At 34.5% G+C, this 12,443-nt stretch carries 11 protein-coding genes and 1 pseudogene; 2 read left to right on the plus strand and 10 right to left on the minus strand.

The features are described from left to right. Positions 1–425 precede the first annotated feature (425 nt). Positions 426–1,934: a threonine synthase gene (gene thrC, locus C6H17_RS11540; protein ID WP_005216882.1), complete on the plus strand. Its 1,509-nt coding sequence runs from the start codon at positions 426–428 to the stop codon at positions 1,932–1,934. Positions 1,935–2,112: 178 nt separating this feature from the next. On the opposite strand, the gene flgD is transcribed toward thrC, so the two are convergent. Continuing rightward, positions 2,113–3,636, minus strand: coding sequence for a flagellar hook assembly protein FlgD (gene flgD / locus C6H17_RS11545; RefSeq protein ID WP_005216881.1), 1,524 nt, complete (start codon positions 3,634–3,636; stop codon positions 2,113–2,115). Between the two features lie 240 nt (positions 3,637–3,876). Between flgD and C6H17_RS11550 the strand changes: the two genes are divergently transcribed. After that, on the plus strand, positions 3,877–4,470 hold the full coding sequence (locus tag C6H17_RS11550; protein ID WP_005216878.1) for a hypothetical protein: 594 nt from the start codon (positions 3,877–3,879) through the stop codon (positions 4,468–4,470). 158 nt (positions 4,471–4,628) lie between these two features. On the opposite strand, the gene cysE is transcribed toward C6H17_RS11550, so the two are convergent. From cysE to C6H17_RS11590, 9 genes and pseudogenes are all read right to left on the minus strand, one after another. Beyond that, positions 4,629–5,459, minus strand: a complete 831-nt coding sequence (cysE, locus tag C6H17_RS11555) for a serine O-acetyltransferase (RefSeq protein ID WP_005216876.1) — start codon at positions 5,457–5,459, stop codon at positions 4,629–4,631. Positions 5,460–5,497: 38 nt separating this feature from the next. Continuing rightward, positions 5,498–7,579, minus strand: coding sequence for a hypothetical protein (locus C6H17_RS11560; protein ID WP_020995464.1), 2,082 nt, complete (start codon positions 7,577–7,579; stop codon positions 5,498–5,500). 22 nt (positions 7,580–7,601) lie between these two features. Beyond that, complete coding sequence (locus C6H17_RS11565) at positions 7,602–7,961, minus strand: hypothetical protein (RefSeq protein WP_005216872.1); 360 nt, start codon at positions 7,959–7,961, stop codon at positions 7,602–7,604. After that, positions 7,958–8,047, minus strand: a complete 90-nt coding sequence (locus C6H17_RS12360; RefSeq protein WP_223808316.1) for a hypothetical protein — start codon at positions 8,045–8,047, stop codon at positions 7,958–7,960. Before C6H17_RS12360 ends, C6H17_RS11565 begins: the two co-directional genes overlap by 4 nt. Positions 8,048–8,111: 64 nt before the next feature. Continuing rightward, positions 8,112–8,816 (minus strand): type I restriction enzyme subunit R domain-containing protein, encoded by a 705-nt coding sequence (locus C6H17_RS11570; RefSeq protein WP_418904719.1) that lies wholly within the window; start codon positions 8,814–8,816, stop codon positions 8,112–8,114. Further along, entirely contained in the window at positions 8,764–8,970 is a 207-nt protein-coding gene (locus tag C6H17_RS11575) for a hypothetical protein (RefSeq protein ID WP_051355083.1), read from the minus strand. Before C6H17_RS11575 ends, C6H17_RS11570 begins: the two co-directional genes overlap by 53 nt. After that, positions 8,960–9,636: pseudogene (locus C6H17_RS11580) on the minus strand (DEAD/DEAH box helicase family protein). Before C6H17_RS11580 ends, C6H17_RS11575 begins: the two are co-directional and overlap by 11 nt. Positions 9,637–9,773: 137 nt before the next feature. Next, the gene (locus tag C6H17_RS11585) at positions 9,774–10,388 is read right to left on the minus strand and encodes a type I restriction endonuclease (RefSeq protein ID WP_080662981.1); all 615 of its coding nucleotides are present in this window, start codon (positions 10,386–10,388) and stop codon (positions 9,774–9,776) included. A 141-nt stretch (positions 10,389–10,529) separates the two neighbouring features. Next, positions 10,530–12,113, minus strand: coding sequence for a type I restriction-modification system subunit M (locus C6H17_RS11590; protein WP_104731460.1), 1,584 nt, complete (start codon positions 12,111–12,113; stop codon positions 10,530–10,532). Positions 12,114–12,443 lie beyond the last annotated feature (330 nt).

Here is a 12,443-nt window from a genome sequence, read left to right on the forward strand (position 1 = left end):
ATACAAATAAAATATTATTGTATATTTAAGTAACATGATTAAAAGTATTTTGAGAGATTATTGTACACTAAGAGATGCAAAAATCTCTGAGTATTCAAATTATATTTACATGATTAAATAAAGTTTTAAGCTCTAAAATCCCAATCTAGCTCTTGTAAGTAAGTAGTATATTAAACGAAATTCATATATGAATCTTATGTGGAAATGGCTTCATCAAATTGGATTTTATTCTAATGTAGATTCCAATGAAATCAATATTGTATTTTGTTGTATTGTTTCGCTAACCAGCCTATTTTTCACACAAAAGACGCACAAAGCTTTAGCTGCTTTGTCCTACGAAGCAAAGAAACTAAAGAAACTTTTGTTATAATTCTATTCCATAGGATTTTGCAAATAGATAATACATGGAATCTAAAAGGGAAAATATGCAAACACAAAATAATATAAAAACACTCGCTCAAACAAGAAGTAATAACAATACAAACAAGACCTTTATTCAGGCAATGCTTGACCCAAATGCAGAATATGGCGGACTTTATACATTTTGCGATATAAAGCCTCTAGTAAATTTAGAGAATCTCTACACTCTCTCATACAACAAAATGTGTGAAAAAATTTTTACGCATTTAGGTATTGACATTCCCTCTAATCTTTTAGAATCTGTGCTAAAAAGCTATGAAACATTTCGCACAAAAGATATTGCCCCACTTGTAGAAATAGAGAAAAACTTGTATTCATTAGAGCTTTATCACGGACCAACCTATGCGTTTAAAGACATGGCATTACAGCCTTTTTCAGCCCTGCTATCAGCCATTGCCCTGCAAAGAAATGAGAGATATTTAATCCTTAGTGCCACAAGTGGCGATACAGGTCCTGCGACATTAAGCGGCTTTGCAAATAGAGAAAATATTAAAGCTATTTGCATTTATCCGCAAGGTGGCACAAGTGATGTGCAACGATTGCAAATGACAACGCAAGATGCAAAAAACCTAAAAGTATATGGCATAAAAGGCGACTTTGATTTAGCCCAAAGCACATTAAAATCTTTGCTGAAAAGTGAAACATTCAGGGATTTGGTAGCAAAAAAGGGTTATGCTTTAAGTGCGGCAAACTCCGTGAATATCGCACGAATCGCATTTCAAATAGTCTATTATTTCATCATTGGTAGAGAACTAGCAAAAAAGGGTTTGCATGAATTTAGCGTAATTGTCCCAAGCGGTAATTTCGGCAATGCTTTAGGGGCATTTTTTGCAAAGAAAATGGGGCTACCTATCACAAAAATCTGTATCGCTTCAAACCCAAATGACATTTTGACGCAATTTTTCACAACAGGCGTTTATGACATACGCAATAAAGAGTTAAAACTCTCGTATTCTCCTGCTATGGATATTTTGAAAAGCTCAAATATCGAGCGACTTTTGTTTGCCTACTTTGGTGCAGAAAGGACAAAAGAGTGCATGCAATCACTCGATGAAACGCAGTATTTTAGACTAAACACAGATGAATTATCGCTTTTGCGGGATATATTTGAAGCAAGAAGTTTCAGTGATGATGAGTGTTTGCAAGGCATTAAAATGGCATTTGAAAAAGGCTATGTGCTTGACCCACACACAAGCAATGCGTATTTATTCGCACAATATTGCAAGGAAAAATTAAGCATAGATACGCCACAAGTAATCATCTCAACAGCACATTTTGCAAAGTTTGCAAAAGTCGTATGCAAAGCGTTATGCGATCTAGATGAGAATACGCTGAGAGAATTAAGTGATAAAGAAGCCCTAGATAGAATCTTTATGCGTTTAAAAGAGTGTAATATAGCCCAAAATGGCTTACAAATAGATTCTAGTATTTTAGATCTTTTTAATAAAAAAGAGATTCACACCCAAACCTATAACGCAAAAGATCTAGAAGATTCTATTCTTTCGTGGTTGTAGATTATTTGTTGTTTTTTGTTGCAAACTAAACTTCTAGCCTTGTGAAAAAAGGTGAAATACTTTTTACTTGCAATTGTTTTGGGGTATCGACTCTCAATCTCAACCTTGATGAATGGCAACAGAATTCTGTGGTTTTATGAATTTGCGGAATCTTGCGGATTCTATGTGTATGGTGGTATTATCCCTGTGTTACAAAGCTTGGCTCTTGTGTTTGCATATTAAATGGACTAGCTTGTTGTGGCATAGGGGTGTTACCTATATTGCCCATGTTATCCATATTTGCACCCATGCTATTATTCATTATATTATTATTCATGGGGCTATTTCCCATTAAGTTTTCATTTTGAAAATTTGCATTTTGTTGTGGTATCGCGTTAAATGGATCATTCATGCTTTCTGCTTGCATTTCATTTGCCATGTTAAACGGGTTAGCTTGTTGTGGCCTGTTTGGAATCTGCTCGTTTTGTGCTGTTTGCTGCAGCATTGATGCAAGCGGGTTATTCTCATTTATTGCGTTTGCGTTATTTGTATTTGTCGCATTCGTTGTTGTTTCTTTCACTGCAGATTCTGCACTCTTAGTTTCTGGTTTCACAGAAAGTTTATCTAGCTCTTCTTTATCAAGCTGTCTGCCTTTATCTGCTGCATCAAGCATTTTTTCATATTTTTTCATCTCTTTTGCTTTTGCGATTCGTTTTGCTTCTTCTGCTTCAGCTTGCAAGGTCTCTTCATCTTTGTTTGCCTCTATTTCAGCGGCAAGTTTTGCTTCTCTGTCATTAATGATCTTTTCATATTTTTGACTTAGAGATTCTGTACTTAAGTCATCTTCATACGCCTTTCTTGCTTTATTTGCGTCTGCTTTGATAGATTCTATTGTTTTATGTGTCGCACTATCGCCTTTTGGATAAAACTCTAGGGCATTTTGCACAGGCACAATATTATCACCTAATCGCATAAGTGGTGTGCCTTTATCATAAATAATACTTTGGACCTCACCCCTGCCTATACGCGTTTCATCATATTGCTTTGTCTCTGGGTTTAGATTATAGTGCGCTTTGACTTGATAGCTTCCGGGTTCTACAAGATTACCTTTAGAATCTTTTCCATCCCAATTAAAGTCAATATAGCCTTGCTGTCCGTCTTTATTAGTGAGAGAAATAGTGCGGACAACTTCATTATTTGGACTTAGAATCTCAATCACTGGACTACCTTGAGACGCATTAATCTTATTATCAAAATACAAGCTAAAATGATTTTCACCACCGCCTAAAACATTTAAGCCCATAATGTCTGTCTCTGCGATTTTACCTATCATAGAAACTGCATTAAGCGTATTTGCCTTTGCGCCTTGTGTTGTGGCATGAGTGTTTTCCTCCATACCCATATTAAGCATTTCAAGCGATTTTTTCATATCTTTTTGAAACTCTTGTAAAGCCTTATTTGTTTCTTGTGAAGCCTTCATGGCTTGAGCGACTTCTTTCATAGTCTTTTTATTTTCTTCTTGCATTTCCACTTGTGTAAGTTGTGCGGTTTGCGTGATGATTTTATCAGTTTCCATAGGGGAAGTTGGGTCTTGATTCTTTAATTGTTCCAAAAAGAGTTTCATAAACGCATCTTTGTCTAATCCATTTGCAATTTGTGCGCTTTCTTTTTTCTTTTCTCTTGCGGCTGTTGAGCCTGTTACTTCGCCTAAATCGATTGCCATATTCTATCCTTTGTTATGCAATATCCTTAAATACGCAATCTTTAGCAATTTTTATTCCATTGTGACTATATGTGTTGTTATATAACAAGTTATTTGATTTATTTGCGATTAATCGTCTAATTTAGATTCTAAGTTTTAGATATTTGTCTGCACTAAACATGATAAGAATCTTAAATATAATAATATAATAAACCTCGCTTATAAATTACTTACAAGTAAAGTTTATTAAAGGGGTAAAAAATGAGACTATTAAGAATCTTTGTATTTAGCATTATGATATGTGGGAGCTTAAAGGCTGAAAACATGTTTGCTGGATTTTTACATTTCACTGCAAATTGGCTACAAATAGCTTCATTTCATTATGGCTTTAGCACAGATTTAAACAAGATAGATTCAAATAAAGTAACTAAAGATAGATTTGGTGGAATCATTGGTGCAAGTGTAGGGTGGAATTTCTTTGTAAATGATGAATTTGGTTTAAAGCCTTCTGTATCCATTCCTTTTACTGATTATGAAATAGGATTTGGTGTAAGGCTTAAATATCTTTATATGGACACTTATGCTCCCACTCACTCTGTGGGCGGAGTGCTATATATCCACCCAGAAGGGCTTACAGGCATAGGCTCAATTATAATTGGTGCTGGAGCAAATTTTAGCCAGACGCATAATCTCAAAGCAAATGGAGCATATATTGAAGTAGGCTTAGGCTTATTAAAAATAAGTCCACTTTTAGTCAATACCGATATTACCTATCGTGCAAATATCTACAGCAAATCTAATGATTTAGATTTGGGGACAATCCACAGCTTAAACTTTGTTTGGACTTTTCTCTAAGGTTTATTGGCTATGAAGTCTTAACATTTTCGCATTATAGAATCTTGCATTTTTTATGTTTAGCATAGCAAAATATTTTAAGCCTAGATTCTATAACTTAGATTCTAAAAAAGATATTTCGCACTAATGCTTAAAATGACAAGCTTTAGAATCTAAATTTAAGAGTTTGTCTTATCCCTTTTGTTTAATGCTTGTAAAAAGTCTTCATACGCTTTTCCTAGCTCTTTTTCCTTTGTGCTTAACTCTTCGCTTCTTTTGCGTAAAAAGTCTTTGCACTTTGTATTATCATCTGGCATATTTGTAAGAATATCTTCTAGAATCTTAATCCTGCATAGCATGTATTCAAACATGCTTTGATCTATATCTGGCAATTTTGTCCTTGTTGGCTTCTCATTCTTTTCGCTTTTTTCTTCTTTATTAATCACTCTAGCAGGAATGCCAACTGCGGTGCTTTTATCTGGCACATCTTTGATTACAACAGAGTTTGAGCCAATCTTTGCATGTTCGCCAATCACAATATCACCTAGCACTTTTGCTCCTGCTCCAATGATTGCATTATGCAAGATTGTAGGGTGTCGCTTCGTCCTCTCCAAACTCACACCGCCAAGACTCACACCTTGATAGATCGTTACATCATTGCCAATTTGTGCGGTCTCACCAATCACTACGCCAATGCCATGGTCAATAAACACTCGTCTGCCAATATAAGCTGCGGGATGAATGTCAATATTTGTTAGAAACTGCGTCCAGCCCATGATGAGACGGGCTATTAGCTTGAATCCTTTTTTATGGAATCTATGTGCGATTCTATAATGCACGATTGCAATTAGCCCGGGATAATTTAAAAAAAGCTCTAAAAAATGATTGAAAGCTGGGTCTTTTTTCTGCGGTGTGTGAAAGTCCTCTTTAATCTGCTCCCATAAAGGCGGAAACTCTTTATATATAATATTGTTATTTGAATCAACTAAATTTTGTGTCGTGTTAGCCATTAAGTTTGTCCTTATTATAAAGCCATTATTGTAGCAACTTAGTATGAGTTTTGCTGCTGTTGCAAAAGCGTTTCTGCATAGCTTAGGGCGTGTTTATCTAGCTTTGAGCCACTTATCATGCGCGCTACTTCTTTTATACGCTCTTTTTTATTTAAAAGCTTGATTGTGCTTGTGCTTTCACTCTCTTTACTCACAAGATAATGCCTATCGCATAATAAAGGCATAAAGGGCTGATGAGAGATAGCAAAGACTTGATAATGCTTTGATAAAAATTGCAAGAGTTTTGCCACGCCCTCGCTTTCTTCCCCGCTTAGATTTGCATCAATCTCATCAAGGATTAATATCCCCTCGCTATATGTATTGTAACTTGCCGCTACACAAAGCATAGCAAGTCGCATACGATTATACTCGCCAGATGATAAAACACTTTTTTGCTTTGAAGCAAGATAGATTTGCAGGGAATCTAGTCCATACTGATAGCATTCAATCTTATTTTGGTCTATACTTACAGATTCTAATCTCAACTCTTTTGCATAGTAATTTAGCTTTTCTACAAATATAGGCAAACAATCTTTTCGCTTTTCATGCAGGATATTTGCAAGATTCTCCAATCTTTTTGTAAGGTTTAAAAACTTTTCTTCAATCTTTGTTTTATCAAACTCAATGCTTTCATATTCTTGCAATTTTTGCTGCTGCATGGCAAGGTGTTTCAGTGCGTCTTCTTCACTGCCATATCTGCGGATAATATCTGCTAATAGGCTTATCCTCTCAAGTAAAGATTCTATATCTATATCAAGGCTATTAAACTCATCTAAGCCATTTTCTATATGCCCTCTTGCCTCCATTATATGAGAGAGAAAACTCGCATTATCAATATTTAGCAATTCAAAAGCTTTATATATAGAATCTAGGCTATCAAGCTCAAGCAAAGCCTTATTGCAAGTCTCCATAACCTTTTCTTTTTTGCTTAATAGCTTTTTATCACTCATAAGCTTTTCATACTCGCCAATTTGGGGCTGTGCCTTTGTGATTTTATCAATCTCAAATTGCGCGAAATCTTTTAGGTTTTCAATATTTCTTTGCATTTCTTCTAATTCTTGCAATTTTATCTTGCATTGCTTATGCTCGATGAAGGTTTGATTATATTCTTGCAAAATCTCATTAAATTTAGAATCTTTTTGCATGGTGATAGAATCTAGTATATGTAGCATGTAGTCGTTTTCTAGCTCATTGCCATCTTTAATGCTTATGTATTTTATAAAATGGTGTGCTATCTCGCTTAATTTCTTTTTTGAAATCGCTTGATTATTGATAAAATATCTTGTATTTTGCTTTTTTAGGACAGAGATAACGAGATTAGTGCTGGGGGTTTTTTGCTTGGTAGAATCTTTGTTTGCTTGTGTTGTTGAAGCTTGTTGCTTGTTAGAATCTATTTGCATGTGAATGTCTGTTTGTAGTATAGAATCTTGTTGTGTTGCGGACTCTTTGCTTATCTTAGAATTGTTGCTTATTTTAGAATCTTTTTGTTTGTTAGGGTTTTTATTTGTTTTAGATTCTGTTTGTATGGCAGAATCTGTTTGTATATCATTGTCTGCCTGTATTGCCGAAACTCTTTGCTGATTGGAATCTGCTTGTAATGATAAATCTTTATTTACAGTAGCATCTCGTTGTGTTTTAGATTCTGTCTGTGCTACTAAGTCTTTCACATTAGAATCTATTTGCACATTAATATCTGTTTGCAATGCAGAGTCTTCATTTGTGCTAGAGACTTGTTGCATTTTAGAATCTTTATTTGTTTTAGATTCTATTTGCTTATTAGAGTCTGCCTGTATTGTAGAATCTTTAACATTAGAATCTTTTATATCAAAATCATCTGTGTCAAGATCTCCTGCTATACCAAAGTCTTCCAAACAAATGCCAAGCTCTTTCAATCGCAATGTAAGATTTATCTCAACCAATGCTGCATGAGATTCTTTCAACCCAAAGGCACTAAGCATTGCATGTAAAAATACAGACTTCCCGCTACCACTTACCCCGCTTATAACATTAAAGCCTTTATGCAAATCTAGCTTTATATGTGAAAATGCAGGTGATTTATTGATCAAAATACGCGTTATCATATAGAATCCATTTTTATTTTTATTATAGCATGTCTATGAGAGTGTGTATATAATGCGTTCTATTTCCTTGTGTGATTTGGATATGCGGATTCTGCTTTTTATGATATAAAGAGGTTGTAAAGTCATCAAATATAATACAAGGCTGCTCTTCACTTGCCTGATAGATTCCGCTTGTTTCATTTGTATAGCCTAAGATAAAAGAAGCACCAGCAGTTAAAACGGGCATTTCATATTCATCACAATAGGAAGTATCTTTTACAATGTGTTTTGTTGGCCATTCGTATTGTAAAAGCTCCCTAAACTCTTTAAACTCCACACCATTAGGGCAGTATTGTTGTAGTAAGGATTCTAATGGGTGCGTGTCGTTTTGTGTTTGTTTCATTGTTTGTTCCTATATGGTTTGGATTTTAGGTTTTGATAGGTTTCTATATAGTAGCTTTGATAGTCTTGTTTATCGCGTTCGCTCAATTGGTCGCCAAACTCATCAAAGACTTCAAGTATATTATGAAGCTTTAGAACTTGCCAAAGATTGTTAGGAAGTCCTTTTTTGCGTTTCTGTTAGGGTGGATTCTAGGAAGTTTGTGAGTGGGAATTTTGCTTGTAATTCTTTTAATAATTCTAAATAGCCTTTATGCTTTTTGCCTTTGTCATCAATGTAGCCATTGAGATAATCTTCTAAACTGCGTAAAAACACTATGCTTTTAGCATTTTCATCACTAAAAAGGGCTAGGGCTTTATCTGTTTGTTCTTGTAAATCTCTAAAGCAGATGATATTGCCAAAGCTCTTAACTGCATTTAGGATTCTATTGGTGCGAGAATAGGCTTGTAAAAGTCCGTGATAACGCAGAGGCTTATCTACAAAAAGTGTGTTTAGGGTCGTGGCATCAAAACCTGTTAAAAACATATTCACTACAATAGCAAGGCCTAACTCACGATTTTTTAATCTTAATGAAAAGTCTTTATAATAGTTTTGGAATCCATCAGCAGAGCTATCAAAATTGCTATTAAACATTGTGTTATAATCGCTTATAGCAGAATCTAGGAAATCTCTTTGTGATTGTTCTAGGGCATTTATCTCTGCGTTTTCTTCTAACTCTTGTGTAGATTCTAAAGATTCTAGCTCATCATTTGGTGCATAGCTGTAAATAATGCCTATTTTTTTTAGCCTTTGAGATTCTGGAATCTTATTTAGCTTTGCTTGAAACTCTTTGTATACTGCATAGCCATAGGGATAGATTGAGTAGCAAAGATAGCATAAAGCCTCTTAGTCGTTTGCCATTTAGGGTGTAGGCTTTGGCATTACGCATAGTTTGGGTATCAAAATGCTCTAAAATGTAGTTTGTAATGTAATCTATGCGTTGGGGAGATAGCAGAGCTTCATCAGTAATCAATGGCTTTTACTTGCTTATCTTTGCTTGTATCAAAATCTTGCTTTTGTTTTATTATGGAGTGATAGCTTACGCGAAAAGGCAGGACATTATTATCCCGTATAGCGTGGATAATGGTATAGCGGTGCAAACACTCTCCAAAGACACTTTCAGTAGTCTCAAAGCCTTGTGCATTTTCTGCATAAATGGGTGTGCCGCTAAAGCCAAAAAGATAGAGTTTTTTAAAGGATTTTTTGATGAGTTTTTGCATTGCTCCAATTGGCTTCTGTGGCATTCATCAAAAATCATTACTATATGATTATCAAAAATTTCATTATCTTTATTTGCTTTAGTGATGAAGCGGGAGAGCTTTTGAATGGTAGTGATTATTATCTTATGTTCTTTACTTGTGTTAATAAGTCTATTTTTTAGCTCTTTTGTATTTTTACTACCACTTGCTGCACCTTTTTGAAATCTATCGTATTCTTTCATTGTTTGATAGTCTAAATCTTTTCTATCTACGACAAAAAGCACTTTATGTATTTCTGCTATATTGCTTATTAATTGAGCGGTTTTAAAGCTAGTCAAAGTTTTACCACTGCCTGTGGTGTGCCATATAAATCCGCCGCTTTTTTGCTCTGTGCCTTTTTTATAGAATCCATTGTGATAACTTATAGCAAGTCTTTGCAAGATTTTCTCACACGCAGCGATTTGATAGGGTCACAAAACTAAAAGTTTTCTATCTACATCAAGTACGCAGTAATGACAGATAATATTTAGTAGTGTATGTTTAGCAAAAAAGCTTTTGGCAAAGTCTATAAGGTCGTTTATAATGTTATTTTTCTCATCGCTAAAATAACTTGTAAATTCAAAACTATGGGAGGTTTTGGCAGTTTGATATGAAAGTTTCGTGTAGTGTTTGAGTAATATTTGCTTTGTGTGCCATTACTGATAACAAAAATTTGCACAAATTCAAATAGGGCATTTCCAGCAAAAAAGCTTTCTTTGCCATAGCGATTGATTTGGTTAAAGATTTCGTGTAGGCTTACACCTCGCCGTTTTAGCTCAATATGCACTAAAGGCAGACCATTTACTAAAATAGTTACATCATATCGGTGCGATTGTGCTTCTGTGGTGGCTTGATATTGATTAATAACTTGCAGGGAATTTTTATGTATATGCTCTTTATCTATAAGCTCAATATTTATAAAACTGCCATCATCTCTTTCTAATGGTTGAATATATTCCCCTTGTATTAAGATACTTTTTTCTACAATGGAATCATTACTTTTAGCTAAGACTTTGTTAAAAAAATTCGTCCATTCTGTATCGCTTGGTGTTATTGAATTTAATTCTTGTAACTTTAATCTAAGATTAGATTCTAAGTCTGCTTCATTAGTGATTTTAGCGTATTCATAGCCTTGTGATTGTAATTTAGCGATAAACTCTTCTTCTAATACCGCTTCACTTTGATAGCTAGAATCTGCTCTTTTTACTTGGGGTAAATTCTGCGACTATGGTAGATTTAGCGTTTGTGTGTTCTAAAATGAGTTTCAAGCTTTTCATTTAATCACACCTTTCATTCAATTCGCATTTTCTAGGGATTTTACAATAGAATCTATTTGTATTCTTAGGCTATTTTGCTTTTCTACAATTTGGCTAATTTCTGCGTTTAGGGTTTTAATGTCTATGACTTCACGCGTATCCTTTTGCTCTACATAGCTTGAAACGCTTGGATTGTAATCATTTGCCTGTATTTCTTCAAAATTTACTAAAGAAGAAAAATGCTCTTTATTTTCACGCTTGGCATAAGCTTCTACAATAGTAATGATGTGATTAATTTCTAATATATTTTTATTTGTAACCTTGCTGAAAAGCTCACTTGAATCAATGAATAAGACTTTGTTATTTTGCTTATTCTTCTTTAATACAATGATAGAAGTAACGATATTTGTGCCGAAAAATAAATTTGGCGGAAGCTGGATAAGGCAATCTATAAAGTTATTATCTACTAAATATTTGCGTATCTTTTTCTCTGCACCACCACGATAAAGCACAACGGGGAATGCTGCAATCGCACAAGTGCCAGAGGGAGAGAGCCAAGAGAGCATATGCATAACAAAGGCTAAATCCGCATAAAATTTAGGGGCCAAGACACCAGCGGGAGCAAATCGTGGGTCATTTATAAGAAGTGGATTAGAATCACCTGCCCATTTGATAGAATAAGGGGGATTTGAGACAATAGCATCAAAAGGCTCATCATCTTCGTGCTTTGGCTCTAAAAATGTATCACCTAGAGAAATATCAAAGTTTTCATAGCCTACATTATGCAAAATCATATTGATACGACAGAGATTATAGCTTGTAGGATTTATCTCTTGTCCGTAGAATCCATTTTTGACATTATTTTTGCCTAGCACTTTAGCAAATTGTAAAAGCAGTGAGCTGCTCCCACAGGCTGAGTCATAGACTTTATTTACACTTTGCTTACCATAGCTAACAAGCCTTGCTAATAGATGGCTTACCTCCTGCGGGGTAAAAAACTCACCACCACTTTTACCCGCACTACCTGCATACATACGCATAAGACATACATACGCATCGCCAAAAGCATCAATAGCGTTATCGCTATAATCCAAATCAAGTTTTGAGATTTCCTTCATTACTTTATAAAGCCTTTCATTGCGTTTAATAAGGGATCTTTCGCCTAAGTTAGCGCTAGAATTGACATCAATATCATTAAACAAACCTTTAAAGTCGTTTTCACTTTTAGTGTCTATGCTTGAATATTCTATATTTCTAAAGACATTGCTTAAGGTTGCATTTAGATTTGTTGTGTCACTTTTATGTGTTTGTAGGACATTAATAAAAAGCTCACTTGGCATAATAAAGAAGCCTTTTTGATTTATGATATTCTCTTTAATATCATTATCTTTAATGATCTCTTCATCGCTTAAGTGTGTGTAATCAAAGTCTATTTCACCGCATTCACGCATATTGGCATTAATATGCTCTGCAAGATTCTCACTTATAAAACGATAGAATAAGAATCCTAAAACATACATTTTAAAATCCCAGCCATCAACGCTTCCGCGTAATTCATCAACAATTTTCCAAATAGTAGAGTGTAGTGCTGTGCGTTGTGTATCTCGTGTTTGATTATATATATGGGGGGGGGGGGTGTCATAATTATCCTTATTGTGTTGCAATGCATGTTATTATTGGCTTTTTATATTCACTAGCACCCCACACACAAACACACAAAAGCCTTAAATAAAGGGTTTTTTGCATAAGTGTTTTATAATATACTTATATGTTATAATTCCTTTTTTTTACTTCCACATGATGTTTTTTTGTTTGTATCTTATGTGTATTTTAGAATGCATTCTAAAAAAGGATACACAAAAACATTACTACATATTAAAGTATGTTTTATGTGCTAATAAAGCATATAAAACTACACAATAAAAGCTTATAAAATCCATTAAGTAGAGAAT

Source organism: Helicobacter rappini, assembly GCF_900198625.1.
Lineage (GTDB): Bacteria > Campylobacterota > Campylobacteria > Campylobacterales > Helicobacteraceae > Helicobacter_A > Helicobacter_A rappini.

Bases quoted from the DNA above. Each gene is read 5' to 3' on its own strand.
- thrC (WP_005216882.1), top strand. From the start codon at position 426: ATGCAAACACAAAATAATATAAAAACACTCGCTCAAACAAGAAGTAAT.
- flgD (WP_005216881.1), bottom strand. From the start codon at position 3,636: ATGGCAATCGATTTAGGCGAAGTAACAGGCTCAACAGCCGCAAGAGAA.
- C6H17_RS11550 (WP_005216878.1), top strand. From the start codon at position 3,877: ATGAGACTATTAAGAATCTTTGTATTTAGCATTATGATATGTGGGAGC.
- cysE (WP_005216876.1), bottom strand. From the start codon at position 5,459: ATGGCTAACACGACACAAAATTTAGTTGATTCAAATAACAATATTATA.
- C6H17_RS11560 (WP_020995464.1), bottom strand. From the start codon at position 7,579: ATGATAACGCGTATTTTGATCAATAAATCACCTGCATTTTCACATATA.
- C6H17_RS11565 (WP_005216872.1), bottom strand. From the start codon at position 7,961: ATGAAACAAACACAAAACGACACGCACCCATTAGAATCCTTACTACAA.